General features: G+C 69.7%; 23 protein-coding genes. 14 read left to right on the top strand and 9 right to left on the bottom strand.

From position 1 onward, the window contains the following. Positions 1-130 precede the first annotated feature (130 nt). Complete coding sequence (locus BCR15_RS01205; RefSeq protein WP_228383349.1) at positions 131-733, top strand: FMN-binding negative transcriptional regulator; 603 nt, start codon at positions 131-133, stop codon at positions 731-733. A gap of 294 nt (positions 734-1,027) precedes the next feature. Here the strand turns inward: BCR15_RS01205 and BCR15_RS01200 are convergent, their stop codons facing one another. Continuing rightward, positions 1,028-3,523, bottom strand: coding sequence for a glycoside hydrolase family 3 protein (locus tag BCR15_RS01200; protein WP_083196547.1), 2,496 nt, complete (start codon positions 3,521-3,523; stop codon positions 1,028-1,030). A 125-nt stretch (positions 3,524-3,648) separates the two neighbouring features. Between BCR15_RS01200 and BCR15_RS01195 the strand changes: the two genes are divergently transcribed. Beyond that, entirely contained in the window at positions 3,649-4,161 is a 513-nt protein-coding gene (locus tag BCR15_RS01195; RefSeq protein ID WP_068749618.1) for a mycothiol transferase, read from the top strand. Between the two features lie 92 nt (positions 4,162-4,253). Further along, complete coding sequence (locus BCR15_RS01190) at positions 4,254-4,754, top strand: flavodoxin family protein (RefSeq protein WP_068749613.1); 501 nt, start codon at positions 4,254-4,256, stop codon at positions 4,752-4,754. 21 nt (positions 4,755-4,775) lie between these two features. Here BCR15_RS01190 and BCR15_RS01185 read toward each other — a convergent pair whose 3' ends face one another. Further along, on the bottom strand, positions 4,776-5,120 hold the full coding sequence (locus BCR15_RS01185; RefSeq protein WP_068749612.1) for an HNH endonuclease: 345 nt from the start codon (positions 5,118-5,120) through the stop codon (positions 4,776-4,778). Between the two features lie 323 nt (positions 5,121-5,443). Beyond that, positions 5,444-5,905 (bottom strand): hypothetical protein, encoded by a 462-nt coding sequence (locus BCR15_RS01180; protein ID WP_068749611.1) that lies wholly within the window; start codon positions 5,903-5,905, stop codon positions 5,444-5,446. Between the two features lie 404 nt (positions 5,906-6,309). Between BCR15_RS01180 and BCR15_RS01175 the strand changes: the two genes are divergently transcribed. From BCR15_RS01175 to tal, 3 genes are all read left to right on the top strand, one after another. Then, positions 6,310-7,092: an IclR family transcriptional regulator gene (locus tag BCR15_RS01175; protein WP_068749610.1), complete on the top strand. Its 783-nt coding sequence runs from the start codon at positions 6,310-6,312 to the stop codon at positions 7,090-7,092. A 90-nt stretch (positions 7,093-7,182) separates the two neighbouring features. After that, entirely contained in the window at positions 7,183-7,338 is a 156-nt protein-coding gene (locus BCR15_RS14830; RefSeq protein ID WP_176715162.1) for a hypothetical protein, read from the top strand. 104 nt (positions 7,339-7,442) lie between these two features. Further along, the gene (gene tal / locus BCR15_RS01170) at positions 7,443-8,516 is read left to right on the top strand and encodes a transaldolase (RefSeq protein WP_068749608.1); all 1,074 of its coding nucleotides are present in this window, start codon (positions 7,443-7,445) and stop codon (positions 8,514-8,516) included. A 37-nt stretch (positions 8,517-8,553) separates the two neighbouring features. On the opposite strand, the gene BCR15_RS14215 is transcribed toward tal, so the two are convergent. The 3 genes from BCR15_RS14215 to BCR15_RS01160 form a co-directional block, all read right to left on the bottom strand. After that, the gene (locus BCR15_RS14215; protein ID WP_083196546.1) at positions 8,554-8,967 is read right to left on the bottom strand and encodes a PIN domain-containing protein; all 414 of its coding nucleotides are present in this window, start codon (positions 8,965-8,967) and stop codon (positions 8,554-8,556) included. A 26-nt stretch (positions 8,968-8,993) separates the two neighbouring features. Then, a complete protein-coding gene (locus BCR15_RS01165; protein ID WP_068749606.1) occupies positions 8,994-9,494 on the bottom strand; it encodes a helix-turn-helix domain-containing protein in 501 nt (166 codons plus the stop codon). 134 nt (positions 9,495-9,628) lie between these two features. Continuing rightward, positions 9,629-10,480 carry a serine protein kinase RIO gene (locus BCR15_RS01160; RefSeq protein ID WP_068749604.1) on the bottom strand — a complete coding sequence of 284 codons (852 nt, stop codon included), beginning with the start codon at positions 10,478-10,480 and terminating at the stop codon, positions 9,629-9,631. Between the two features lie 264 nt (positions 10,481-10,744). On the opposite strand from BCR15_RS01160, the gene BCR15_RS01155 reads away from it, so the two are divergent. From BCR15_RS01155 to BCR15_RS01140, 4 genes are all read left to right on the top strand, one after another. Continuing rightward, entirely contained in the window at positions 10,745-11,146 is a 402-nt protein-coding gene (locus tag BCR15_RS01155) for a hypothetical protein (protein ID WP_068749602.1), read from the top strand. A 130-nt stretch (positions 11,147-11,276) separates the two neighbouring features. Further along, entirely contained in the window at positions 11,277-12,026 is a 750-nt protein-coding gene (locus BCR15_RS01150; RefSeq protein WP_068749600.1) for a potassium channel family protein, read from the top strand. 259 nt (positions 12,027-12,285) lie between these two features. Beyond that, positions 12,286-12,762 (top strand): pyridoxamine 5'-phosphate oxidase family protein, encoded by a 477-nt coding sequence (locus BCR15_RS01145; protein WP_068749599.1) that lies wholly within the window; start codon positions 12,286-12,288, stop codon positions 12,760-12,762. Positions 12,763-12,858: 96 nt separating this feature from the next. Next, a complete protein-coding gene (locus BCR15_RS01140) occupies positions 12,859-14,355 on the top strand; it encodes an IS1634 family transposase (RefSeq protein ID WP_068749598.1) in 1,497 nt (498 codons plus the stop codon). Between the two features lie 333 nt (positions 14,356-14,688). On the opposite strand, the gene BCR15_RS01135 is transcribed toward BCR15_RS01140, so the two are convergent. After that, positions 14,689-15,300, bottom strand: coding sequence for a thermonuclease family protein (locus tag BCR15_RS01135; RefSeq protein WP_068749597.1), 612 nt, complete (start codon positions 15,298-15,300; stop codon positions 14,689-14,691). 379 nt (positions 15,301-15,679) lie between these two features. Then, positions 15,680-16,126 carry an ankyrin repeat domain-containing protein gene (locus tag BCR15_RS01130; RefSeq protein ID WP_068749596.1) on the bottom strand — a complete coding sequence of 149 codons (447 nt, stop codon included), beginning with the start codon at positions 16,124-16,126 and terminating at the stop codon, positions 15,680-15,682. A 321-nt stretch (positions 16,127-16,447) separates the two neighbouring features. On the opposite strand from BCR15_RS01130, the gene BCR15_RS01125 reads away from it, so the two are divergent. Continuing rightward, on the top strand, positions 16,448-18,073 hold the full coding sequence (locus tag BCR15_RS01125; RefSeq protein WP_068749595.1) for an endo-1,4-beta-xylanase: 1,626 nt from the start codon (positions 16,448-16,450) through the stop codon (positions 18,071-18,073). Between the two features lie 295 nt (positions 18,074-18,368). Here the strand turns inward: BCR15_RS01125 and BCR15_RS01120 are convergent, their stop codons facing one another. Further along, on the bottom strand, positions 18,369-20,768 hold the full coding sequence (locus BCR15_RS01120; RefSeq protein ID WP_068749594.1) for a hypothetical protein: 2,400 nt from the start codon (positions 20,766-20,768) through the stop codon (positions 18,369-18,371). Between the two features lie 282 nt (positions 20,769-21,050). Between BCR15_RS01120 and BCR15_RS01115 the strand changes: the two genes are divergently transcribed. Genes BCR15_RS01115 through BCR15_RS01105 form a run of 3 tightly spaced genes read left to right on the top strand, consistent with a single transcriptional unit; the run spans position 21,051 to position 26,076 of the window. After that, complete coding sequence (locus BCR15_RS01115; RefSeq protein WP_078919895.1) at positions 21,051-23,096, top strand: AAA family ATPase; 2,046 nt, start codon at positions 21,051-21,053, stop codon at positions 23,094-23,096. After that, on the top strand, positions 23,096-23,944 hold the full coding sequence (locus tag BCR15_RS14825) for an HNH endonuclease family protein (RefSeq protein WP_068749592.1): 849 nt from the start codon (positions 23,096-23,098) through the stop codon (positions 23,942-23,944). The genes BCR15_RS01115 and BCR15_RS14825 overlap by 1 nt, the downstream gene beginning before the upstream one ends. Continuing rightward, complete coding sequence (locus tag BCR15_RS01105) at positions 23,941-26,076, top strand: patatin-like phospholipase family protein (protein ID WP_068749591.1); 2,136 nt, start codon at positions 23,941-23,943, stop codon at positions 26,074-26,076. Before BCR15_RS14825 ends, BCR15_RS01105 begins: the two co-directional genes overlap by 4 nt. Positions 26,077-26,086 lie beyond the last annotated feature (10 nt).

The following is a 26,086-nucleotide window of genomic DNA, read 5'->3' as shown; positions in this document are numbered from 1 at the left end:
AACCCCTCCGACCTATGAAGCCGTCGGATCTCGGCCCAATCCTCCACACTGATCACTCCCTCACTCTGACGGAGAGGGGTCAAAATTCACTCGGCGCCACGGGGTCAGTATCCACTCGGCATCGACACGCGTGCCGTGCCGCGTGCTCATCCAGGGTTCGCACACCTACGTGAGTCCGCGCTGGTATCCGAGCATCCAGCCTGCCGAGCACGGCGGCGGGGCAAAGGGCCGCGCCGAGGGCCGCGCCGTCGGCACGTGGGACTACGAGCAGGTCCAGATCGCCGGCTGCCTGACCGTGCATCGCGACACCCGGCGCCTGCGCGGCGAGGTGATGGCTCAGGCGCGGTCGGTCGACGCGGCACGCCTGGCCGACACCCCCGGCGCCGCGGACGCGGAGCGCGGACCGTGGTCGGGCGCCGAGGCGCCGTCGGAGTTCATGGCGGCGATGCTCCAGGGCATCGTCGGGGTGGAGCTCGAGATCACCGAGGTGGTGGGGCGGTTCAAGCTGTCGCGGAACCGGACGGACGCCGACCGCGCCGGGGTGGTGGCCGGGCTCCGCGAACGGGGTCGCGACCGTGATCTGCGGGTCGCGGACGCCGTCGAGGCGGTGGATCCGCTCCCACGTGGCATCGCGTCAGCTGGAGGTAGCCCCGCGACCGCTGCGAGTGGCCCCGCCGTCGATCCCCTGCCCCGCCCCGTCGCGGGCGACCCTCCAGCGTCGGCCGGCGAGTAGCTGCGCCTGCCGAACTACGGGTTGAGCCCGACACGCCGCTTGCGGACCGTGGTTGAGCCTGACACGCGGCTCGTCGGGGATGGACGAGCCTGCGGCCAGGGTCAACCACGAAGATCGGCGGAGTCGGCCCGAATTGGCCGTCGAGACTGGACGCAGGCTCAAGTCACCGCACACCGCCTTCCCCGCGTCGAGAATCGGCGCAGGCTCAACCCCCTCAACGAGCCTCAAGAACCGCCTTCACCGCGACGACACCAGTCGCAGGCTCAACCGATCCCCACAGGCCGCGAGTCAGGCTCAACCGATCCCCGCAGACCGCGAGTCAGGCTCAACGCCCTCCCCGCGCCCGGAGCGCGCCGGCCGCGACACCTCCACGAAGCGCAGCACCCGACCCGCGACCGCCTGCAGCTCCCCACGACGCACGCCGTCGCCCTTCGCCAGCGACCGCAGCAGCGAGCGGTCCACCCCGCGCCGCAGCCCATCGACGGTGGAGCCGGGCATCAGCACGTCCACGCCCGCGCGCACCCGGTACGCCGAGTCCCAGACTTCCGGGAAGTGCGGGTCGCGGGAGTGCTGCATCCACCAGTCGGTCATCACCATGCCGTCGTAGCCCCACTGGTCCCGCAGGATGGTCGTGACGAGCTCGTAGTTGTAGTGCGCCCAGACCCCGTTGATCTTGTTGTACGACGTCATGATCGTCTGGGGCCACGCCTCCTTGACGACGATCTCGAACCCCTTGAGATAGATCTCACGCAGCGCCCGCTCGGAGACCCGCGAGTCGTTCTTGCTCCGATTGGTCTCCTGGTTGTTGGCGGCGAAGTGCTTCGGGCACGCCGCGACACCCCGCGACTGCACCCCAGCCACGACGGCGGCGCCCATCCGCCCGGTCACCAGCGGGTCCTCCGAGAAGTACTCGAAGTTGCGGCCGCACAGCGGGTCGCGGTGGATGTTCATGCCGGGCGAGAGCAGGACGTCGGACCCCTTGCGGACCATCTCGAGCGCGTGCTCGGCGGCCAGCTCGCGGACCAGCGCCGGGTCCCACGTCGACGCCAGCGCCGTCCCGCACGGCAGCAGCGACGCGTACGCGCTCAGCCGGATGCCGGACGGCCCGTCCGTGCACGTCACCGGGGGCACGCCCTTCGCCCGCAGCGACTCCAGGATCCCGCCGAAGACCCCCGCGTTGCCGACGGCGCCCAGCGGGCTGTTCATCCGGCCGTGTCCGCGGGTGAGGGCCTCGAGTTCCTCGTCGCTCAGCTGCGCGACGAACTCGTCCATGGATCGCCGCCCCGCCGCGACGTCGTCGAACTGGACCCCGCGGTACCCCGTCACCGGGATCTCGACGGCCAGGGCGTCGAGAATCCGGCGCCGCAGGTCGACGGTCCGGGTGGGCACGTCCTCCCACCCGACTCGGGCCGCAGCTCCGTCCCGCCGCACAGTCATGCGCCGGAACGGCGCCTCGGGATCGACGGCGCACGCCTCGGCCAACTGCTCGACGACGACCAGCTCCGGCACCTCGACCGCGCCCACCCGTTCAGCGGTCCGCACGTCCGCGCCCATATATAAGGTGTAGGTCCCCGGCTCGAGCACCCAGGCGGAGCGGTGGCCGGTGGCGCCGCCGTCGTCGTAGCTCGCCAGTGCCGCCCGCGGCACCATCAGCGACACCCGCTCAGACTCCCCGGGCGCCAGCTCAGCCGTCTTCGCATAGCCGACGAGCGCGCGCGACGGCTTGCCCAGCGCGCCGTCCGGTGCGGCCACATACAGCTGGACGACCTCGCGGCCCGACCGCTCGCCGACGTTGCGGACCTCGACGGAGACCGCGACGTCGCCGTCGCCGTCACCCCCACCCGAGAACTCCGCCGCTCCCAGCTCGAACGTCGCATATCCGAGGCCGAACCCGAACGGGAACTGCACCGCCTCGGGCGCGAAGGTCTCGAAGTACCTGTAGCCGACGAAGACGTCCTCGGCGTAGTTGTTGAAGTGGCGGTGGCCGAAGTTCGGCGCCGACGGGTAGTCCTCGTAGCGGCGCGCGATGGTGTCGGTGAGCCGACCCGACGGCGACACCGCCCCGGTCAACACGTCCACCAGCCCCCGGCTGCCCTCCATGCCGCCCTGCCAGGCGAGGATGAGGCCGGCCAAGCGGTCGCCGTAGTCGTCGGCCCACGACAGGTCCATGACGTTGCCCGTGTTGACCACCACGACGACGCGCTCGAACCGCGCGACCACCGCGTCGAGCATCGCCCGTTCCGCGTCCGTCAGATAGTAGGAGCCGGGTTCGAGCACGCTTTCGCGGTCCTCGCCGGCGGCCCGGCCGATGACCACCACCGCGACACCGGCCTCGCGCGAGGCCCGTGACACCAGCCCGGCGTCGAGGGGCATCTCGTCGAAGTGTCGCGGCCAGTTGCCCCAGTAGCCCTCGTCCGGCGGGTTCGCCGCGGCCCACGTCTCGTAGGCGGCGGCCAGTTCGCCCACCACCGCGACACCGGCCTCGCGCAAAGCCTCCAGCAGCGACACCTCGTAGGGCGCCTTGACGTCCCCGCCCGAGCCGTAGCCGACGGCGAACCAGTCGCACTGCACGCGCCCGAACACCGCGACCGGCGCGTGCGCGGGGAGCGGGAGCACGCCGTCGACGTTGCGCAGCAGCACCACGCCCTCGCCCGCCGCGCGCCGGCAGAGCTCGACGAGGCGGGGGGCGACGGTGCGGTCGGTGTCGACGATGTCGACGGACTGCTGTGCCAGGCCGTTGACGACGCGGTGCATCGCGCGGCGGTAGAGGCGCCAGAGTTCCTGTGGCATACGGTGTCCTCGGAGGGTCTCGGTCAGCGGCGTGGCGGCGTCGGTCGCCGGGCAGGATCACCGCTGTGTGGAATCACATCATAAGCGAAGCGTTTCGATGCGCACCAGGGGTCCAGACTGGTGCCATGGACGCACTCGACATCCTCCGCGACGCCGCCACCCGCCCGATCGACTCCCTGCGGTCCATCGCCGACCGCATCACCCCGGCGAACCTCAACCGCCACCCCGCCGGCCACGACAACTCCATCGCGTGGCTCCTCTGGCACACGGGCCGGGAGCTCGACGTGCAGCTCGCCCACTTGACCGGCGACGACGAGGTCTGGCGCGCGCAGGGGTTCCGGGAGCGCAGCGGCCTCGGCGCCACCGGCGACCCGGTCGGCTACGGCCACTCGCCCGAGGAGGCGCGCGCGATCGCCGTCGACGACGCCGCCGTCCTCATCGACTACGTCGCCGCCTGCACCGACGCCCTGCTCGCCTACCTCGACACCCTCAGCGAGGCCGACCTCGACGACGTCGTCGACCGCCACTGGGATCCGCCCGTCACGCGCGGCGTGCGGCTGGTCAGCGTCATCGACGACGCCGCGCAGCACATCGCCCAGGCCGCGTACGTCGTCGGCATGCCGGCCGACACGCCCTGAACCCTCCCTTCACGTTCGGCAGCCCGCGGCCACATTCCCGCACCCGTCTACCCGCCGCGGCGTACGCTGGGCACGACCGAAAGGAACGGGCGATGAAGGCCGTTGTCGTGTACGAGTCACTGTGGGGAAACACCGCTCAGATTGCGCGCGCGGTGGCCGACGGGCTGGGCGAGGGCGCCGTCGCGATGTCGACGAAGGACGCCACGCCGGACGTGGTGGCCGACGCGGACCTGATCGTCGCGGGCGGGCCCGTGTTCGCGTTCCACCTGTCCTCGGAGCGCACCCGCACCGAGATCCGCGAGCACCCCGAGCCCGGGTCGCCGCCGCCGGACCTCAGCAACCCGTCGATCCGAGAGTGGATGGATTCGCTCCCGCCGGCCACGACGCCGTTCGCAGCCTTCGACACCGAAGTCCGCGGCCCCTTCGGCAAGGGGGCGCCGACGATCGCGAAGGAGCTCGAGGCGAAGGGGTACCGGCCGGTCGTGAAGCCGGAGGGGTTCTTCGTGACGGGCAAGTACGGGCCGCTGCGCGACGGTGAGCTGGACCGCGCCCGACGGTGGGGCGAGACCCTGGGCGCCGCCGTCGCCCGCTGACCCCCGCCCGGACCGCGACAGCTAACGCTCGCTGAGGACCGCCGAGATCTCCCATTGGCGGATCAGGAACGATTCCTCATCGAGCTTCTTCCGCCGCATCCAGCCGGTCACCTCGCTGTTGCACTTGCTGGTGTTGCACGCGCGACAGGCTGGGACCACGTTGTCGACGGTGTAGCGGCCGCCGCGGGAGATCGGGAGCACGCAGTCCTTCTGCAGGGCCACGCCGACGGCGCCGCAGTACGCGCACCCGCCCCATCTGTCGCACAGGGCGGACCACTGTTCGACGGTGAGGTCCTGCACCTTGGCGCCCAGCCGTCGCTTGCGCCGTCGCGCTGCCCGCACCCGCATCGTCGTCCGCCCAGCCATGCCCCTCCCCCCGCCATGCCGTCCCTCCACGCCCGCGCCCAGCACGGCCGTCGGCCCATCACGCCCGTCCCCCCGCTATGCCCGCAGGCTACGCCCGCCTCGGGCGCCCCCACCCGGCACGACACGCCGTCGAACTGTCCGCTCGACCCCCTCACGGGCATCCACCCGCGAGTATCCCTGTCTTTCGTGCTGCCCCGACGGCGCCGCGAGCCCCTCGCGACCCGCCACACCCGCGCACCCCCGGAAACGCCACGTGGCACCTCAGCCCTAGGGGGCGGGCGAGGTGCCACGCGACGCGACAGCTGACAGCTGTCAGACCTGGGTCACACCCGGGCGCGACCCTCCTCGGGATCGCTGTCCACGAGCGCTTCCCGCTCGGTCCCGTCCAGCAGGGGGTCGCTGGACGAGTCCGCGGTCGCCACGGCCGCGGGATCCACACCCACAACGGCGTGCGCCGGGGCGTCGTCGCGGGGCTGGCCGTCGACGAGCTCGGGATCACGCTTGTCGAGCGCCCACTTCAGGACGAACAGCGCCGCCACCATCGCGTAGGCGATGAGGAAGTTCGTCGGCCGCTCGCCACCCATCACGGGGGCACCCTCGTGGATGATCCCGAAGAAGGCCAGCACGCCGCCGACGCCCGCCCTGATCGCGGCCGGGATGGTGCGGTTGCGGATCGCGAAGATCGCGATGCAGCCCCCGATCAGCGACGTCAGCGGCGCGCCGTTGCCGAGCGCGTAGAGGCCGGTGTAGTTGCCTTCTGCACCGTGGCGCCTGCCTCCGCTCACGACGCCTGCCTTCTGCCCCGTGGCGCCTGCCTCCGCTCACGACGCCTGCCTTCTGCCCCGTGGCGCCTGCCTCCGCTATCGACACCTGCCCTAGAGGGCTGGCGAATCGAAGTAAAAGCAGGCGCCTTCACCCCCGTGGCACAAGGAAGGAGCGCTCCCGGCCACACTGGGTACCCGGCTGACCTGTGGGTCAGGGGCCAGCAACATCGGCGGCTGACTCCGGCACTGACGTGAGGGCCAAGTGGGTGTCCAGTTGCATCAAACGCAACCCTGAGAGATCAACGAGCCATGAAGAGAGTTGCGTTGCACTCTAAGCAACCAAGCGACGTTTCCCGATTGTGCCCACCCGACGCGGTGGATAGCCTCGAGTCATCGGCATCACGGGTATCGAAGGGAGGGCGGAGATGAGCCAGCAGGGCGTCGAACGCAGCAGCCTCGAGCGCGGCCTGCGCGTCATCCGCCTACTCATCGAGTTGGAGAGTGACCCCGCTCTGCAACACCGCGGCCTTTCCGTCCAGCAGGTCTCGTATGAGCTCGGTGTCCACAAGAGCACCGCCTCCCGCATCCTGCAGACTCTCGCCAAGGAGGGGTTCGCCGTCGCGCCCGCGCGTTCCAGGCGGGGCTACCGGCTCGGCCCGGCGCTCCGTTCACGGTTCGGCCTCACCACAGCCCAGCGGCGCTTTCGCCATCTCGCCTCGCCGTTCCTGCAGGAACTCGTCGGCCTGACCGGAGAATGCGCACACGGGGCAGTCGCTGCGGACGGCGGGGCTCTGGTTGTGGACGCCATCGAGACGGCCCAGTCGCTCCGGGTCGTGCTGGAGAAGGGCCGGCTGCTCCCCCTCCACTCCACGTCGGTGGGCAAGTGCCTGCTCGCCTGGGAGCTGGCCCCGCTGCCGGTCGAGCTTCCCGCCCGCACCGGCCGCACCATCACCGATCCCGGCCTGCTCCGAGATCACCTGGCAACGGTCCGCTCTCTTGGCTACGCCGTCGACAGCGAGGAGAACCACACCGGGGGTTGCGGGATCTCGGCGCCCGTGTTCGAGGGGCGGGACGGACCGCCGGTGGGCTGCATTGGCATCGGGGGCCCCGTGCAGCGCATCAACCCAGCGACGGTCGACGACCTGGCACGGCAAGTCACCCTCGTCGCGAATCAACTCACCGAGGCGATCGTCGACACCCCGGCCTGATCGCCATTCCACACGTCCCCGGTAACCGCCGGGGCAGCACCATCCACAACCAGGCCTGGCCCCGCCATGCCTAAACAACGGAGGAACATCATGAACGCCTCGCCATTCGCCGCAGTCAACACCCATGCCGCCGCTGCCGTCATCGCAGTCTTCCTGGTCTTCGCCGTGCTCTTCGGCAGCCCCGACGCCACACCCGGCGCCGACCAGGGCACCGTCGAAGTGAGCCTGCAGGAGAGCCTGGGGTAACCAGATCCAGCTGGGTGTGTCTGGGCAACAACGAGCAACCCCGCCGCCCCTCGCGCCGCCTCGCCTAGGCTCGACATGAAGCCCAACTACCCAGGGGGACTCCCATGACCGATCGACTCAAGGCCCTCAGCGACGCCGGCGTCTCCATCTGGCTCGACGACCTCTCTCGCGACCGCCTCACCTCCGGCAACCTCGCCGAACTGATCGAGACCAAGTCCGTGGTCGGTGTGACCACCAACCCGACGATCTTCGCCGCGGCCCTCAGCGACGGCGACTCCTACGCCGGGCAGCTCCAGGGCCTCACCGACGTCGACGAGGCGATCCGGCTCGCCACCACTACCGACGTCCGCGACGCCGCGGACCTCCTCAAGCCCATCTACGACCGCACTGGCGGCTTCGACGGCCGGGTCTCGATCGAGGTCTCGCCGGAGCTCGCCCACGACACGGACGCCACCGTCGCGGAGGCTCAGAAGCTCTACGACGTCGTGGGCCGGGAGAACCTCCTTGTGAAGATCCCCGCCACCAAGGCCGGCATCCCGGCGATCGCGGAGGTCATCGGGCGCGGCATCTCGGTCAACGTCACCCTCATCTTCAACGAGGACCGGTACCGCGAGGTCATGGACGCCTACCTGACCGGGCTCGAGACCGCCGACGCCGCTGGCCGCGACCTCAACACGATCCACTCCGTCGCATCGTTCTTCATCTCGCGGGTCGACGTCGAGATCGACGCCCGCCTGACCGCGCTGGGCCGGGAGGACCTCAAGGGCAAGGCCGCCATCGCCAACGCGCAGGTCGCGCTCGGCGCGTTCGAGGAAGTGTTCGGCTCGGAGCGGTTCGCCGCGCTCAAGGCCAAGGGCGCCAACCCGCAGCGCCCGCTGTGGGCGTCGACGGGCACGAAGGACCCGTCCTACCCCGACACGCTGTACGTCTCAGAGCTGGTGGCGAGCAACGTCGTCAACACCATGCCGGAGAAGACGCTCAATGCGTTCGCGGACCACGGCGACATCGGACCGCGCATGGAGGGCACGGCGGGTGAGGGGCGCGCTGTGCTGAAGGAGATCGCGGACGCTGGGGTCGACCTCGACGACGCGTTCCAGGTGCTCGAGGACGAGGGTGTGGAGAAGTTCATCGTGAGCTGGAAGGAACTCCAGGAGACGGTGAGGCGCTCCCTCGCCTGACGGATCGCAGAGTCCGGTGATGTTCCGGTGTCAGCGATCAGCCTTCGCCTGGTCCCAACCGCGGCAGATGGTCGTGATCCAGTCGCCATCGCTGGCCTGCAGCCTCGGCGGCAAATCCCGGCGCGCCAGCTCGCGCGAGGCTCGCGAACAGCACCGGTAACGTGATTCGGGGATTGCGAGCCGCATCAACCTGTCGCTGAAGCGCATGCATCACGCGGTCCGGATCGAGGTCCAGTTGATTCAGGAGGAAGTCATCCGGGCTCTGCACTTCCAGGTCCCACGTGCCGAGGGTGGCAGGCGGGGAGTCCTTGACGTTGCCCGTGACGATCAGGTCAGCTCGTCCGGCCAGAGCGGCCGCCACTACGTGGCGGTCGTCCGGGTCGGGCAGCTGGACGCTCGTCTCGAGTGCATCCGGTGTCCGCGCGGGAGATCGGCACGAGGACGCATGCATCCAGCAGCACGGAGAACCTCGACACGTCAGCCTCGCCCCTGGCGCGCCCGCCTCAATGCGTCGGCGTAATCAGCCTGCTCAGCCTCGTACAGGCCAGCTCCGACGGCGTCCTGGATGAGCTCATCGAGGGCGAGTCGGCGCCGAGACCGCTTGCGCTCCTGGTAGTCGAGCACGTCGCGCAACCGGACTCGACGGTGCCTCCCTGCGCCAGGCGACTCGTGCGGAATCTCGTCGGATTCCAGGAGCTTGACCAGCGTGGGACGGCTGATGCCGAGGAAGTCGGCCGCCTGCTGGGTTGTGAGGAGTTGATCGATCGAGGCGACGGTGATCGCCTTGCCTTCGCGCATGGCGTGGACGACGTCGACCAGGACCCGATAGGCCTCGAGCGGCAGTGGGACCGTTTGGCCGTCGGGACCCAGAAGTGCGGCCGGCTCGGTGACCTTTTCCAGGAATCGGGAGAGGTCGAGCATGGGCTCAAGGTCTTGTGGAGGCAGAACGGTCGTGCCGCGCGTCGTTGACTCGGTCATGACCCCACGCTAGCCCGATTCGCAATATTCGAAAGAACGGCGACCCCATGAGCCACCTGGGCGCTGGGTCAGCTGTAACACCTACTGCAACATTGGTGTTGCAGTAGGTGTTGCAGCTGCAGGCGTCCCTGGGTTCACCAGGCGTGGGCCAGCACCTCCCCAAGGAGGCCGTCGCCGTCGACGGCGAGCCCAGCGCGGCTGAACCAGTCGGCCATGTTGGTGCAGTCGCGGTGGAGGTAGTCGAAGGCGTACGGGTTCGACGCCAGGTCCACCAGCTGCGGCACGTCGATGATCACCAGGCGCGGCTCGTCGTCGATCCCGGAGACCAGCGTGTTGTACGGGCTGAGGTCGCCGTGGACCAGGCCGAGGCGGGCCATGGTCTGCATCGCCTCCCGGAGCTGCTCGAAGAGCAGCTCGAGCTGCGCCGTCGACGGCCGGGTCTGGTGGAGGCGCGGGGCTGCGGCGTCGCCGTCGGAGATGAACTCCATGAGGATCTCCGTGCCGTCGATCTGCACGGGGTACGGCACGGGGACGCCAGCGGTGTAGAGGGTGACGAGCGCATTCCACTCGGCGCGCGCCCAGAGGCCCGCCTCGACGGTGCGGCCGTAGGACGACTTCCGCGCGACGGCCCGGGTGTCGCGGCTGTTGCGGATACGGCGGCCCTCCGTGTAGCCGGTGTCGCGGTGGAAGAGCCGACGGTCGGTGGACCGGTAGCGCTTGGCGGCCATGACGACGGAGCGCGCCGGGTCGTCGGGCACGGCGCGTTCGAGCAGGGAGACGTCGGCCTCCTTGCCGGACTTGAGGAGGCCGAGGTCGGTGTCGACGGCCGCCGCGGCGGTCACTAGCCAGTCCGGCCAGGGCTCGGGTCCGCGGCAGAGCCGCTCGATGGAGTCCCAGGTGGACCAGCGTTGGTTGTCGGCGAGGGTGTCGCGGTAGGCGGTGGTGGGGGCGTCGCTCCAACTGAACGACGACAGAAGGTTTGGCAAGGGTGGTTCTCCTGAGGAGGAGGCACCCGGCGGGAAATGTCAGGCGGCGGGGGCCTCAAGTGTGTGGGGGGTTGAGAAGGCATGCACAACAGCTTTGGGTGTCATCTCTCTCCTCCCTTCACGAGGCTTCCTGGCTTCCTGGCGCGTTCCGCGCACTCCGCTCAGGGTAACAAGGCGATCGCCGGAGGGCTAGAGGGAGCAGACGGGAATCCGCAGGAATAGCATGGAAGTAGCCCGTTTGGGCGGTGAAACCCGGGAGGGGCCATGCTCGTCTCAGTCGTGGGTGTTGTGCTCGCCATCGTCATCGTCGGGGTGATCGTCGCCATCGACCGCACAAGACCAGATGCTCCTGGCCCCGGTCCACGCCACCCGCTTCCGGCATGGTCCTCCTTCGGCTTCGGCCTGGTCTCGCTCGTGGCGTTGGCCTGGCCGCTCCTGTTGAGCCGGACCGCACCGTCGGGTGATGAGGGCGAGGTGACGGCGTCCAACTCGCAGCTCCTGCCCATGGCCTCGATCTCCCTCTCGCTGGTGGCGCTCGCGCTGGGCGTGTACGCCCTCAAGCGTGGGGACCGGCACTGGTCGGTGTGGGTGGGGCTGGTCGCGGGTGGCGTGACGGTCGCGTTCTGGCTGTTCTTCCTGATAGGGAACATCGTCTCCCCGGCCTGAGCCGCCGGGCCTCGATGCGGCCCCGACGGCGGAGGCTTGACTGGCCGTGACGAGACCTGCCGCTCAAGACACCACCGGTCCTTGATCGTATTGACGAAGACCCACGACCCCACCCGGATAGGCTGCGGGGGTGACTCCGAAGACCGAAAGGTGGGAGCAGGCCGCCGAGGTTCCGCTGATGCTCGCCGCGTTCGTGTTCCTCGCAGCATTCGCCGTCCCGATCATCTGGTGGCCGGGTACGCCCGCCCAAGTCGTCCTGGTATGTGAAGCCTTGGTCTGGATCACATGGGTGATCTTCGCGGTCGACTACCTCGTACGTCTCATCCTCAGTCAGAACCGGCTCAGCTTCGCAAAGCGCAACTGGTTCGACCTCATCGTCATCGCCCTGCCGGTGTTGCGCCCCTTGAGGCTGCTGCGCTTGGTGACGCTGCTCTCTGTCGTCAACCGGCGCGCCAGCTCGAACCTTCGCGGCCGAGTCGGAACCTATGTGGGCGGGGGTGCGATCCTCTTGGCCATAGTTGGCGCGCTTGCGGTGGTTGATGCTGAGAGGGGCGCAGATGGAGCGAACATCACAACTATCAGCGATGCATTCTGGTGGGCGGCCACCACGATGACCACCGTCGGCTACGGCGATCGCTACCCTGTGACTCCGCTTGGGCGTGGGGTCGCCGTCGGACTGATGGTGTCTGGTATCGCGATACTGGGCACTGTCACCGCGACGCTTGCCTCGTGGATCGTCGAGCGGGTGAGCGAGGCCAAAGCAGAGTCCGACTCCGTGTCCAGAGATATCCAGCTCTTGCGCCAAGAACTAGCCGAACTCCGCGCTGTGCTGCGGAAGGAACCGGAGCCTGGGAGTAACGAAGGTGCGAAGCCACACTGATTCACGGGCTCCGGCCAAGGTGGACAGTCTCCATCAGTGCCTCGTCATGACGGACGCCGCCGGCAGCCCTCCCCGACCGCGCTATAGGCCTGGGACACTCGGGCTAACTCAGCTCACACTGCGTCGCCAGACCCCGTCGGCTGTGGCACCGCGCAGCGGCTTCGAAGCCCACGAATGCGCGCCGACGGGTAACCCTGCCGAGACGACCCAACCTCGCCGAACCGGCGCGGGGTCCTCGTCCCGCGCCTACAGTCGGTTGATGGACAACCAGCAGACACCCAGCACCGAACACCTCGATAACTTCAACGGACTTGTCAAGAACCAGCGCTTCGTCATGTTCACCACCCGCAGCACTGAGGGCAAACTGGTCAGCCGCCCGATGACCATCGCCGAGCGCGAGAACGACCTGTTCCGCTTCGTCACCCAGGACGACAACGACGTGGCGACCCAATCGGACGGACAACAGGTCAACCTCTCCATCATGGACGGCAGCACCTACGTCTCGATGTCAGGCACCGGCCGCATCGAGCGGAGCGTCGCGAAGAAGCAGGAGCTGTGGAACCGCATCCAGGAGGCCTACGCCGGTGACGCGGAGGATCCGTCCAACGTCATCCTGGAGGTCACCGTCGAGACAGCCGAGTACTGGGACGGTGGCAGCCAGGTCGCGGCCCTCCTCGGGCTGGCCAAGGCGGCCGTCACGGGCGAGCGCCCGAACGACGGCGAGCACCTGACTTAGGCCACGATTCTAGGATTCCGACTTCAACTGCTGGTTGACTAGCGGTTTCTGTTGGGAGTGTGTGCACTAATCGGGGTTGGTTCTAGCCTTGCTGGCATGTCTCCCTACGTGCGGACGGTCAAGACCGCCAGCGGCGCGACCGCGGTGCAGGTGGTCTGGTCCAACAAGCGCGGGTCGAAGCAGATGGATCACATCGGATCGGCTCACACCGCCGAGGATGTGGAGATCCTCAAGAGCGTCGCGCAGCAGCGGATGACCGCCGGCCAGGACGAGCTCGACCTCGGCGACGGCCAGCCCCGCAAGCGTGCCCTGGCGATCCGTGCGTCACGGTCGGAGCATCTGTGGGAAGCGTTGTCAGCCGCGTTCCGTGCGGTCGGGTTGGAGACCACCAGCGGCGGCGATGAGGTGTTCAGACAGCTGGTGCTGGCCCGGGTGATCGAGCCGACCAGCAAGCTCGACGCGATCCGGGTCCTCGACGAGATCGGCATCAAGTCACCCAGTTACCGCACCATCGAACGCCGGCTACCGCTGTATGCGGCCGACCCGTGGCGGCGCCGTCTCGCGGCGGGGTTCGCGGCCCATGTGGGGCTGGGGCCGGCGACGCTGGTGCTCTACGACGTGACCACCTTGTATTTCGAGACCGATGAGGGTGACGGGTTCCGCGAGTCGGGGTTCTCGAAGGAACGCCGCCTGGAGCCGCAGATCACAATCGGCCTCCTCGCCGATGTCCGCGGGTTCCCGCTCATGGTCCACGCGTTCGAGGGCAACAAAGCCGAAACGACCACGATGATCCCGGTCCTGCACCAGTTCATGGCCGCCCACCGCATCCCCGAAGTCACCGTCGTCGCCGATGCCGGGATGCTGTCAGATGGCAACCTGAAGGCCCTGGCCGCAGCGGGGCTGCGCTACATCGTCGGGCAACCGATCCCGAAGGTGTTCTACCAGTTGGAGCAGTGGCAGAAGACGCATCCCGGGCAGGACCCGGTCGATCAGATGATCCTCACCCAGCCCTGGGCCCGCGGGTCGTTGGAGGCTCAGCAGTCGGAGACGATCTACTACCAGTACCGCGCTGACAGGGCCCGCCGCAGTCTCCGCGGGATCGATGAACAGATCCGCAAAGCCACCGACGCCGTCGCCGGGAAGACAGCAGTCAAACGCAACCGGTTCGTCCGCCTCGAAGGCGGCTCGAAATCAGTCAACCGCGAACTGGAGGCCAAGACCCGCACCCTGGCCGGCTGGAAGGCCTACATCACCAACCTCGAGCACCCGACACCCGAGTACGTGATCGGCGCCTATCACCAGCTCTGGCAGATCGAGAAGTCCTTCCGGATGTCCAAGAGCGACCTTCGAGCCCGCCCGATCTTCCACCACAAGCGCGACTCCATCGAAGCCCACCTGACCATCGTGTTCGCCGCCCTGGCCGTGGTCCGCTGGCTCGAGGCCACCACCGGGGTCAGCATCAAGCAGCTCGTCAAGACCCTGCGCCGCTACCGCACCATCGACATCCAAGCCGGCGACCAGATCGTCACCGCCGAAGACCCCCTACCCGACGACCTGACGGAACTCCTCGACCGGATCCACCAACGCCACTGAGCCGCAGCAATCCGCCGACCATGGGCACTAATTGGCCTAAGTCAGGCCGAGTACTGGGACGGTGGCAGCCAGGTCGCGGCCCTCCTCGGGCTGGCCAAGGCGGCCGTCACGGGCGAGCGCCCGAACGACGGCGAGCACGGCACCGTCCAGCTCTGACCGGGGCACGAAGCCCGACCCGTCTCCTCCTCGCTAGTCAGCCTGAGGATGGTGGCCCACCGTCTTCTATCACGCGCTCTGGAGCTACTCCCGCGCGAAGAGCAGCAGTCCGGAGAGCTGGTGGCGAAGCAGTTGGACCGACGGCGGGCGCGGTAGGCCGGAGCATCCCTCCGACCGTTACTCGCAGGCCAAGCCGTCGTTGTCGCCGTCGCCGTGGTGGCCCGTGCCGAACTCGAACCAGTTGTAGATGTCCACCTCAGCCGGGTCGTCCACGCTGAACGGTCCCTTCGGATGCCCGACGGTGTTCTTCTTCAGCTTGCTGCACGACCCGTACTGCTCCCACCACGGTTCCTCCGTCGCCACGGGCGCCGCGAGTGGCGCAACGCTCTCCTGCGGCTCCTCGCGGCAGACGACGGTGACCACCGAACCATCCAGACCTGCGGAGGCTATCTGCGCGGCACGGTAGTCGGCCTGGCGGGGGTGCGCGGGATAGCCGTCCGTCGAGTCGTAGCGAGCGATCGCATTGCCAGCCTCCACCTGCATCTGGCCCAGGTCAGCTCCGCTCTCGGTGATGACGTAGCGGAGGAGGCGCCCGTACGAGTCGCGGTCATTCTGCCCCTCCGGCAGTTCGAGGGTCACCACCTCGCCCACGGACAAGACACGTCCGATCGCCATCGACGCCTCGTCGTGGCCGCACTCGCCCCGCTCAGGGGAGTCAATGCCGATGAGGCGGACGGTGCCCAGGCTTGTGTCGACGGTGTCGCCGTCGACGACGGCTGAGAACGTCACCGGAATCTGCGTGGGTTCGCTGATGACGGGCTCGGTGACCGACGGAACTGCCGACTGCGATGGCGAGGGAGCGATGCGCTCCGAGCCACCTGCGGCCGATGGGGGACGAGCCGAAGCGCTGACTCCCTCCGCGCCGGCCTCATCACCCGCAGGACGCGAGTCTGGAGTGCAGCCGCCCAGACCGAACGCCAACAACGCCACCACGACTGCCAAGCACGACACGCGCGCGCTTCTCATCTCTCTCCACCCCCGTTGAGAGCCCCCGCCCGCGGTCAGCCGCTGGGCGGGCCCTCATGGCACCGACAGTAGTTCACCCGCCACGTGTGCACCGGTAGATCCAGAGATGCTGCCCGCGAGCCGATGCCGTGCGGTCGACGCCCTAGCGCAGCGGTCTTCCACGGAGGTGGGCGGAGAGGTCGCCGTGGCCGAAGTGGTCCGCCCACACCGCGGGCGTCATCCCGAACTGAGCATCCGTCAACTCAGAATCGGCGCCGTGCTCCAGCAGCAGCTCGACGGACTCCAGCTCGCCCGCCGCAACGGCGTAGTGCAACGCGCACGGATTTCCGACATCGACGGCAGCGCCGCGCTCCACCAGGGCCCGCACCACGCCCCACTGCCTGAGCCCCGCCATCTCCGGCACCAACGACGGCGACACCTCCGCCCCGCCGTCGAGTAGCCGCGACACCTCCCCAGCGTCACCACGCCTCGCCGCCGCCACCACCGGGTCCTGGGCGTCCCGCTGGGCGCGATGCAGATCGCGCAGCAGGCAGATCTCCGCTCCGTAGGCGATCACCTCGCGGTTGATGTGCATCACCAGCGCGGCCATGGACTGGTCGGCATGGCGCTCGCCCTTCGGCCCGAGGGGCTGGAGGAGTGCGTCGTCGTCCAGCGAGGCGCGCGATGGTCGTCACCGGCGGGACTGGCGGTTCCACCGGTTCGCCTTTCGCTCGACGCCCCGGCCGAAATTTCCCGAAACCTCTTGACGGGCACCGAACACCCTTCGTAGGGTCTCATTCAGTTTGGTACTGAACGCGAACTAATTCGACGTGACGAACGGCCAGCGCAGGCCCTAGTCAACCCACGAGTGCACGCACGACGTCCCAGGGCGCCTGGCCGCACCGACGGTACTTTCAGAGAGGACCACCCTTTGTCCACCAACCGACTCAAGACACGGATTCTCAGGACCGCTGGGCTCGGCGCAGCCGCAGCTCTCGCGCTGTCCGGGCTCGCCGCGCCAGCGCACAGCACCCCGGATGACGGCCTGATCCCGCCGCTGAAGGACGTCTACTCCGACTACTTCAAGGTTGGCAACATCTACTCCGGTGAGCAGACGTACGCGGAGGACTCGCCCAACTGGGCGCAGGTCGAGCGGCACTACAACATCATGACCGCCGAGAACATCATGAAGCCCGACCAGCTGCTGCCGAACGCGAACATCAACACGGCCACGGGCGAGTGGACGTTCAACTTCGGCCCCGCCGACTACTTCGTCGACGAGAGCCGTGAGCGTGGCATCGACGTCCACGGCCACGTGCTGGTGTGGCACAGCCAGTCGCCGTCCAAGATCTACGGACTCGAGTCCGCTGACCCGCGCGCGCAGGCCAAGGCCAACATGGAGCGCTACATCAAGGAGGTGCTGACCCACTTCAAGGGCCGGATCGTCTCCTGGGACGTCGTGAACGAGGCCTTCGTCGACGGTCTCGACACCTTCGACCCCGCCACCCAGAACTGGGAGGACTTCCTGCGCGGCAACCCCAGCGACTACAGCTACTCCGGGTGGTACGACGCCTACACCACGGACATGGACGAGGCGGCGGGCGAGCGCCCCGGCGACTTCATCTACGACGCCTTCGTCTTCGCCCGCAAGTACGGCCCCGAGGCCAAGCTTGAGTACAACGACTTCAACGTCTTCCAGTCCGAGGGCAAGGCCAAGGCCATCCTGGCCATGGCGACGGAGCTCAACGAGCGCTACGCCGCTGAGTATCCCGAGGACGAGCGTCAGCTGATCGAAGGCATCGGGCTGCAGTCGCACAACTACATCAACCAGACGCCGGCCTTCGCCTGCTCCGACCTGACCCGTCTGCCCAAGCTGGTCGACGAGGACGCCGCGGAATGGCAGCCCGGCGCGTGCTCCGACCACGCATCGGTGGAACGCTCCCTGCAGCTGATCACCGAGGCCGGCTTCACCGCTAGCGTGAGCGAGCTGGATCTGCAGGTGTGGGAGGCGTGGAACGCCGAGCCGCAGGGCGATCGTGGCCCCTACTACGACCTGGATGACCCGGCCGCGGCGGACCTCTTCTACAAGGAGGGCTTCACCTACTGGGTGGGCAAGATCGACAACCGCATGGAGCTCGAAGCCATCCAGGCGCAGCGCTTCGCCGAGTACTTCGCGGTCTACAAGAAGTACTCGCAGGACCTCGATCGCGTCACGTTCTGGGGATTGACCGACGCCCTGAACTGGCGGCGGAACCACAACCCGCAGCTGTTCAACGCCGACTTCTCCCAGAAGCTCGCCGCCCCGGCGGTCGCTGATCCCGAGGGTCTACTGGGCGTGAAGAAGCCGATCACCGACACCTCGAGACTGCTCCAGGCAATCGACGAGGCAGGGGCCGTCGACGTGCGAGGCGCGCAGTACACCGGCAAGACTCTCGGCGCCTTCAAGGGTGCCCTCGGACGCGCCACGGCAGTCGTCAGGGCTGATCGCGGCCAGGCTGCGGTCAACGACGCAAGCGAGGAGCTCGTCGAGGCAACGGCCGGCCTTGAACTGAAGTAGTCCCACAATCCAGGGAGCGCCCGCGGTGATCGCCGCGGGCGCTCCTGTTGCAGTACTCCTTCAGCGCCAAGCAGGGCATTGACGGCCGCGACGTGCGGATCGTCCCGGTTGGCGAGAAGAAGTACCGCATCTCCATCCCCGAGTACATCTTCATCGGCCACAGCAACGAGGACTTCCGGCTGGTGGCCGAGAACAACGGGCATCGACCCGGAGATCGACATCACCTACGACTTCAGCCAGTAGCCCTCTGCTCTACCGGCCCGGCACGTGGGACGCCGGGCCGGCGTCGTCGCCGTCACGAGGTGACGATCAGCACTCCCCCGTCCACCAGCGACGGCGACACCGGCCCGAACACCCCCGGGCCCGTCACCTCGATGCGATCCCCCGCGGCACCCGCGCAGTCCGTCACCGTCACCGTGACGGAGTTGCCGGCCTCCGTCGCGCCGTCCAGCGTGTAGTCGGCCACGCCCGTGAGCGTGGCGACGCGGCACTGCCCGCCGTCGATCCGCTGCCTTCCGACGCTGATGGGGATCCCCGCACCCGTCTGAGTGCCCACCAGCACCTCGACCCCGCCGGCGTAGTTCCCATCGCCCGTCCACTCGACGGCGGGCACCGCCCGGACCGACACCGCCAGCGGGACGGCCGTGACCTCCCACTGCCCCGCCACTGCCGACACCTCGAAGTTCGACGCCTTCTCCGCACCGAACACCATCAGCGGCGTCGTCACGCCGGAGCCGACGGCCGGCCCCACCGTCGACGGATCGTTGGCGCAGCTGAGCGACCCGACGTGGGCACCGGTCACCACGCACGCCGACACCGGATGGGCCGCGCCGTCGAACTCGCCGCCGTAGCCTCCCGCGGTCATGGTGACGGGGGCCCTGTCGATCGTGAACGTCGCCGCGTCGCTGCTGCCCAGGTGGTTCGCGTCGCCCGCCCAGGCCGCGGAGGCGCTCGCCGTGCCCGCATCGACGTTGCCCGAGTAGTCGACGGCGACGGGGACGGTGGGCCCGCCGACCTTGCCGGCCACCGCGCTGCACGGCGTCTGGGCGTCGCCGTCGAACACGTGCGGGCCGGCCGTGCAGGTCACCGTCGTGGCCGACGGGGCCTTGGCGATCTGGAAGGTCGCCGAGCCACTCGAGCCGGCCAGGTTCGCCGAGCCCGCCCAGGACGCCGAGGCGGTGGCGGTGCCGGCGTTGACGTTTCCGGAGTAGGTCAGGGTCAGGGGAACGTCGGCCATCCCCGGGCCGCTGGCCTTCGCCGTGCAGGGCGTCTGCGCGGTCCCGGTGTAGGTCGACGGCGACGTCGGGCAGCTGACCGCCACCGTCGACGCAGCCTTCGTGATGGCGAACGTCGCGGTGCCGCTGCTCCCGGTGTGATTCAGATCGCCGGGCCACGACGCGGACGCGGCCGCGGTGCCCACGTCGACGTTGCCGGTGTAGTCGGGTGTCCGCGGCACCGCCGTCATGCCGACGCCCGAGGCCTCGGCCGAACACGGCGTCAGGGGAAGCCCCGTGTAGATGGCGGACGCGGGACAGGTCACCGTGGTCGTCGACGCGGCCTTGGTGATCACGAAGTCAGCCGAGCCGCTGAGCCCGACAAAGGAGGCGGAGGCGGTCGCGGTGCCGGCGTTGAGGTTGCCGGAGTATGTGACCGGCACGTCGCGGGGCGGCAGCTGCCACGACCCAGTGGCCGTCGCGGAGCACGGCGTGACCGGGCTGCCGGTGTAGACGAACGGGCCGGGCCCGCAGGTCACCGTCACCGCGGTGGGCATCTCGATGGCGAACGTTCCGTACGCGATGCTCGGCTCGTGGTTGTCGTCTCCCGGATAGTGGGCGGTGGCCTTGGCGGTCCCGACCGCGACGTTGTCCACGTACTCGACCTCGACAGGTTCGTAGTACAGGAACGCTCCGGTCACCGTCGCCGTGCACGGGGTCACCGCCTCGCCGGTGTACATGGAGGGGTTGGCGCAGAACATGGAGACCGCCGTGGACGCCTTGACGACGGTGTAGGGGGCGGTCAGCGTCGTGACGCCGTCGGAGACCACGACGGTATGCGGGCCGGCGGGCGTCGTCGACACCCCGAACGAGCAGGTCCCGGTCCGGGGGCAGGAGCTCGCGAACCGGCCATCCAGGTACACCGAGGGCGGGTTCTGGAAGTACGCGACCGTCACGGTAACCAGCGCGTTCGCGCCGTAGACGCTGCTCGACCTGTTCAGCCACATCGTCGGCGTCTGGTCCACGGGCATCACGAAGACGTCGCTGGTGGCGTCCTTCACCCAGCTCCCGAGCGGGGCGACGTACGTGGCGCGGAAGTACACCTCCCCCATCGGCGCGACGGGGACGTCGATCCGCGCCGTCGCCGTCCCCGTGGAGGTCGGGACGGTGGAGTGCCGCGTGAAGGAGACACCGTCGGTGGACAGGTAGAACTCGACGCTGCCCGCCGGTGCCGGATTCCCCCCGAGGGTCGCGGTGGCGGTGATGGGCACGGAGTAGCCCGTGCGCGCGCTCGACGCCGTCGACGACATCGTCACCACCACCGTGCTCGGGTCGGTCTCGGTGGAGGTCGCCAGCGGGTCGGCCGTCGCCCCCGGGACCACCGACGCGGCCAGTGACAGGGCCAGGAGAAGGGTCGCCCACAGCTGTGAGAGACGCCCGCCGGCACGTGATCGAGGTTGGCTGTGGTCGCTTCTGGTCATCTCCGGTCCCCTCGCCGTGGCGCTGCCCCGTCGCTCGCAGGGCCCGCCACCACGATGTCGGACCCCGGCTCGGCCGGGCCATGGACCTAGGTCGCATGTCGCCGGCGCGTCACATTTCTCGCTGTGGGGCTTCTTCCGTGCATATGCACAGAGAAAGCCCCACGGCGAGAAACTTGCCGGCACACAGGACCACTCGGAGCCCACATCCCACTCCAGACCGTCCTGCCTCTTCCCCGCTAGCCCGGTCGCCGCAATAATCCCCACCAACAAGGGGGTGCGCCTATGAGGCTCCGACGACCCGCTCAACCCGACGTTCTCGGCGCCGCCGCGGAGCGGCTCACGGAGGAGACCGCGCGCGCCTGGCGGCAGAAGCGCTCCCGCGGCCCTGAATTGGACCCCGTCCTCCACCACCCCGAAATCCTGGATTCGTTGCTTCGCATGACGAACGGCACCTGCGCCTACTGCGAGCGCGCGCTGGAGGCGGAGGGTCCGGACGCGGCGGTCGTCGCCCACCACCGACCCACGTGGGGCGCCGTCGGCACCGACGGCGTCATCGCCCTGACCGCCTACTGGTGGCTCACGTATGAGTGGGACAACCTCTACCCCGCCTGCGCCGACTGCGTCCGCTCCCGCGGGACGCGCTTCCCCGTCGACGGGCCGCGCGCGGCGGCACGCCAACCGCTCGACGCCGAGCTTCCACTTCTCCTCGATCCCCTCGACGACGACCCCGACGAGCACCTGCGCTACCAGCCCGACGGCACCGTCACGGCCCTGACCGACCGCGGCCGCGCCACCATCGACATCCTCGCCCTCAACCGCGACTTCCTCGTCAAGGCCCGGCTCGCCGCGCTGGGCGCCCCTGGCCCGGCGTTCGCCGCCCTGCACCGGCAGCTCGATGCCCACGCAGCAGCCGCCCCCGACGGCGCAGCCCCCGGGGCGGGCACCCCCGACGCCGCGACACCGCCCGCGCCACCACCCCGACCCCAAGGCCCCGACCTCCCGCCCATGGCCGGCGCCGAGCCGGGCGCCCCCGCCTACGACCTCAACGTCGCCATGGCGGCGCCCCAGCGCGGCAACTACTACCAGGCGACGCAGTGGATCGAGCGCGTCGTCATCCGCAACTTCCGCCCCGTCCGCGACCTCGAGATCGACCTCGCCCGCTCCACCAGCGACCGCGGCCCCTGGACGGTGCTCCTCGGCGAGAACGGCTGCGGCAAGAGCTCGGTGCTGCACGCCATCGCGCTGACGTTGATGGGCGGCCAGCAGCGCCGCCAGCTCGGCATCGACGCCCGCCGCTACCTCCGCGACGGCGCCCGCAAGGGCCTCGTCGAGGTCTACCTCTCCGGCCGGCAGGAGCCGCTCCGCCTCGAGTGGGCGAAGGGCGAGCAGGACTTCCACGGCCCCGAACCGGTCCCGGCGCTGCTGCTCGGCTACGGTGCCACCCGCCTTCTGCCGCGCACGCCGTCGCCCCTCGACGACAACCGCGTGGTGCGGGTCGACAACCTCTTCGACCCCGTCGCCCCGCTCACGGATCCCACCACCTGGCTGCTCTCCCTCGACGAGGACACCTACGACGACGTCGCCAGCGGCATCCACGAGATGCTCGCCCTCGACCACGACGCCGAGCTCATCCGCCACCGCGACCGTGTGGTCCTCAAGCAGGGCCGCACCCGCTCGGACATCGGCACGCTGAGCGACGGCTACCAGTCGATGGTGGTGATGGCCTGCGACATTCTCCGCTCCACGATGCGGCTGTGGACGCAGTCGGCGCTCGCGGAGGGGATCGTGCTGATCGACGAGATCGGCGCCCATCTCCACCCGCGGTGGCGGCTGCGAATCGTCACCGCGATGCGCAACCTGATGCCGCGTATCCAGTTCATCGTCACGACCCACGACCCGCTGTGCCTGCGGGGCATCGTCGACGGCGAGGTCGTCGTCATGCGCCGCAACAGCGAGGGCGACATCGTCTCCCTCTCCGACCTCCCGCCCGTCACGGGCATGCGCGTCGACCAGCTCCTCACTTCCGAGCACTTCGGGTTGGGCTCGACCGACGACCCAGAGGTGGCCGAGCTGTGGGAGAGCTACTACCGCCTCATGGGCCTCAAACATCCGACGGCGGAGCAGGCTGAGCGCCTCGGCCGCGTCCGGGCGCGGCTCGACGAGCTCGAGCAGTTCGGCACCACGGAGCGGGAGCGGCTGCTGCTGACGTCGGCCGCCGGCTACATCGCGCAGCGCCGCGAGTCCGGCGACGCCGCCGCCCCCACCAGCGCCGAGGTGAACGCCAAGCTGGCCGACCTGTGGCGCCAGTACCTGCCGGGCGGCGACTGATGCGCCGGGTGAAGCGGCCCGCGGCGCCGACGAGCCTGTCGCAGAAGAAGGCCCTCGACGAGCGCCAGGCCGCCCTCGACTTCTACGCGGCCTGGGACGGCACCACGAAGTACGACGACTACAAGGTCTACAAGAACCCCGACATCCGGGCGGAGCTGGAGAAGGCGTTCGGCGGCAAGTGCGCCTACTGCGAGACGTACTACGCCGCGACCCAGCCGGTCGCCATCGAGCACTACCGCCCCAAGGGCGAGGTGACCATCGGCGGGAAGCGGGTCCCCCCGGGCTACTACTGGCTGGCCAGCGAGTGGACCAACCTGCTGCCGTCGTGCACCGACTGCAACAGCCCCCGCAAGCAGGACCTGCCCGACGACACCCGCACCGCCGGCAAGGCCAACGCGTTCCCGCTGGCGTCGGAGGCGTCGCGCGCCACCACGCCCGGCGGCGAGAAGCGCGAGAAGCGGCTGCTGCTGCACCCCTACCTCGACTATCCCGAGAAGCACCTGGAGTTCGTGTGGGGCACGGGTACCGTCGACGACGGCTGGGTCCGGCCCCGGCGCGGCAGCGCGAAGGGCGAGGCGACCATCGCCGTATGCGCGCTGCAGCGTCGCGGGCTGCGCGCCGCCCGCCGCGACCGCCTCCTCGACCTCGTCGCCCACCTGGAGACCGTCGTCGAGGCGAGGGAGAACGTCGCCCGGCACCCCGACGACCCTGCCTTGCTTGCGCAATACGAGCGGCGCCTCGCCGAGGTGAGCCGCTTCGTCGACGACCACGCCCCCTACAGCGCCATGTGCCGCCAGGTGGTGATCAGCTACCACGACCGGCTGTTCGGACCGAAGGAGCCCCGATGACCACACCCAGCCCGTACGCCGCGCCGTCGCTGACCTGCGACATCGTCATGAAGGGCGGCATCACCAGCGGCGTGATCTATCCGCGCGCCGTCGCGGAGCTCGCGCAGACCTACCGGTTGAGCTCGGTCGGCGGGGCGTCCGCCGGGGCGATCGCGGCGGCCGCCGCTGCCGCCGCGGAACTCGGACGGCAGACCGGGGGCTTCGAGGAGCTCGACGCGATGCCCGACGAGCTGGCCGCCGTCGGGCCCGACGGGCACTCGACGCTGGCGTCGTTCTTCCAGCCGACGGCGACGGCGGCGCCGCTGTTCCGGCTGCTGTTCGCTGTCGCGGGGGCTGAGGGCGGGAAGGTCGGCGCCCTGGTGCGGGGTCTGCTGGGCAGCTTCTGGAAGGAGGCCCTCGCCGGTTCCCTCGTGGGGTTGGTGCTGGTGGTGGTGAGCCTGTTGGGCGAGGGTGTCGCGACGGTCGCGGGAGTGGTCGGTGGGCTGCTGCTGCTCGTGATCGGCGCGGCGGTGGGGGTCCTGGTCGGGGCGCTGCGGACGTTTGCGCGGGTGGCGGGCGACGGCTTCGGCATGTGCACGGGCATGGAGGGCGACGGCGCCGGCGGCGCGACCGCGCTCACGCCGTGGCTGTACGAGAAGATCCAGTCACTGGCCGGGCGCGGCCCGGGCGACGCGCCGCTGACGTTCGGGGACCTGCGCCGCGCCGGCGTGACGCTGCGCGTGATGACGACCAATCTCACCCGGCACCAGCCGATGGCGATGCCGTGGACCACGGGCGAGTTCTGGTTCGACCCCGACGAGTTCCGCCGCCTGTTCCCCGAGGACGTGGTCGCGTGGATGGAGAACCCGCTCGCTGAGGTCGCGCCCGACAGCACCCCGCTCGCAGCGGTCGCGCCCGACGGCACCCCGCTCGCTGAGGTCGCGCCCGACGGCGCAGCCGTCCGGGCGAGTCTCGAAGCCGACGCCACCCCGCTCGCTGAGGTCGCGCCCGACGGCGCAGCCGTCCGGGCGAGTCTCGAAGCCGACGCCGCAGGCGTCGATCCCCTGACCCGAGCGACCCCCTTCGACACCCAGCTCCGCCGCGCACAGGCCGGGCGACTCCGCCCGTGGCCGTCCCCCGACGACCTGCCGGTGATCGTCGCGACTCGCATGTCCCTCAGCTTCCCCGTCCTCATCGCGGCGGTCCGGCTCTGGTCCATCGACTTCACCCAGCCGTCGAACTGGCGCGCCGTGGACGAGGCCGCGCGCTGGCGTCGCGCCAACCCGGACGGCACCGTCGAGCAGGCGCTGGCGGTACTCCCGGCACCGACGTTCTCGCCGGTGTGGTTCACCGACGGCGGGCTGTGCGCGAACCTGCCGGTGCACTTCTTCGACTCGCCGCTGCCCAAGCATCCGACGTTCGCGTTCAACCTCGGTCCGTTCCCTCCGGGGCGGGAGAAGTCGCCGGACCAGTCCCAGAACAGCTATCTGCCCACGGCCAACGCGGGCGGCCTGCAGCGACCGTGGTTCCCGCTGCCGACCGCGGGTCTCGGCGCGTGGGCGTCGTTCGGCATGCTCATGGTGCACACCGCGCGTGAGTGGGTCGACGCCGCGCAGATGGTGATGCCGGGATACCGCGACCGCATCGTCACCGTCCACCACGACGAGTCCGAGGGCGGGATGAACCTGTCGATGCCGCCGGACGTCGTGCGCGACCTCGCCGAGCGCGGCCGACTGGGCGCGGTGAAGCTGGTCGACGTGTTCGCGGGCGAGCGGCCCGGCGTCGTGCCCGCCCGCGGCTGGGACAACCACCGCTGGATCCGGTTCCGGACCGCGGCGTCGGGCCTGGCGGGCTGGCAGGGGGCGTGGAACCGCAGCTACCGCGACGCGTCTCCCGGCGGCACGCCGTACCCCGACCTGGCCGGGCCCGGCGCGGACGCCGAGCTGCCGTCGTACCGGCTGACGAACGCGCAGCGGGAGTCGCTCAACGAGAAGACGGGCCAGCTGGCGGGCCTGGCCGACGCCTGGGGGGCCGCGCCGATGCCGCCCGCGCCCCAGCCGGCGCCGCGGCTGCGGCTGGTACCCGACGACGGCACCGCGGCCGGCCTCGACGCCTCCGACGACCCGCCGTCGCCGCCCCCCGCGACGTCGTGACTGGGCTGGT

Source organism: Tessaracoccus lapidicaptus (assembly GCF_001693815.1).
Lineage (GTDB): Bacteria > Actinomycetota > Actinomycetes > Propionibacteriales > Propionibacteriaceae > Arachnia > Arachnia lapidicapta.
The sequence above is the reverse complement of the archived record's forward strand: the minus strand, read 5'-3'. Positions and strand labels throughout refer to the sequence as shown.